Genomic DNA, 1,465 nt, shown 5'->3' on the forward strand with positions numbered 1-1,465 from the left:
GGCGGTTTCTAGGGGTCGTTGCAACACCTGTTGGTTAGGTGGTTAGTAGTAAATCACGTAAACGCTCGGCTGGAGTCTTCCAGCCGAGCGTTTTGCGTGGGCGGCCGTTAAGTTCCTGGGCGACGTGTTCGAGGTCTTCCGGCCCGTAGACGGACAGGTCGGTTCCTTTGGGGAAGTACTGGCGCAGCAGCCCGTTGGTGTTCTCGTTCGAGCCGCGCTGCCAAGGGCTGGCGGGGTCGCAGAAGTAGACCTGCATGTCGGTGGCGAGGGTGAAGGATTTATGTCCTGCCATTTCCGCGCCCTGGTCCCAAGTCAGGGAGCCACGCAGGTGCGCCGGCAGGGTAGCCATGGTCTTGACGAGGCCGTCGCGGACAGTTTCGGCGGTGTGGTCATTCGGGAGGTGGACGAGCATCACGTAGCGGGTGGTGCGTTCGACCAGGGTCGCGATCGCTGACTGGTTGTGGGCGCCGGTGATGAGGTCCCCCTCCCAGTGGCCCGGGATGGCTCGGTCCTCGATCTCGGGTGGACGATCGGAGATCATGACCATGGGGTCCACGAATCTTGGGGTGCGTTGCTCCCCGGTGGTGTGGGGTTTGCGGCGGGTCCGGCCGGTCCGCAGGGCCGCCTGGACCTCGCGTTTAAGTCCGCCTCTGGCTTGGAGGTAGAGGGCCTGGTAAATCGTCTCTGGGCTCACGCGCATCTCCGGGTCGTCGGGGAACTCCTCGATCAGCGTGTGGCTGATCTGTTCCGGAGACCAGCGTAGGAGCAGCCTGCCCTTCACGTACTCACGCAGGTCCGACTCGCCCGCGAGTTTGACTGTCTTGGGCCGCGGCCGCCGGGCAGCGGCTTTCCGGTGCGCACCGTGGGGCAGGTAGCCCATGCGGGGATCGGCATTCCGGGCCAGCTCCCGGCTGACTGTTGAGGGCGATCTGCCGAGGGTGTGGGCGATCGCCCTCACAGAGGATCCAGCTGCCTGGAGGTCCCGGATCAGTTCCCGTTCTTGAACATTGAGGTATCGCGGATCGATAGGTTTCTCCAGCGCGGTCACGGGGACCGGCGCCGTTCCGGCCGTGCCGGCGGGAGAGGTCATGGTGGTCACACCACGTTTGTAGTCGACTACCCGGCCGTCAGGGTAAATGCGTCGCCCGCTGGACTTCCGGATTCCTTGGTCCCACTCTTCGGCGGTCCGCAGATGGACACCGACCGCCGCGGCGGCTTTCCGCCGGCTCAATCCGGTCTTGCGCAGCCGGAAGTACTCATCACGCCCCGGATGAGGACCTGCCCCTGGTTTCCCCTGGCCTTTTAACCCGGCTTTACGCACCCATCCGGCGCAGGTGTCAGGGCTCAATCCGAGTTCTCTTGCAGCTTGCCTGGTGCTCCTAACCCGGTCAAAGACCAGGAAGAACTCCGCCTTTTGAGCAGGGGTATATTTCCGTTGGCCCGATCCCCGGCTCCGTGGAGCAGA

General features: G+C 64.2%; 1 protein-coding gene. It reads right to left on the reverse strand.

The annotated features are described in order from the left end of the window. Positions 1-34: 34 nt before the first annotated feature. Positions 35-1,231, reverse strand: coding sequence for an IS30 family transposase (locus DBR22_RS08885; RefSeq protein WP_108598715.1), 1,197 nt, complete (start codon positions 1,229-1,231; stop codon positions 35-37). Positions 1,232-1,465 lie beyond the last annotated feature (234 nt).

Source organism: Arthrobacter sp. HMWF013 (assembly GCF_003061105.1).
GTDB lineage: Bacteria > Actinomycetota > Actinomycetes > Actinomycetales > Micrococcaceae > Arthrobacter.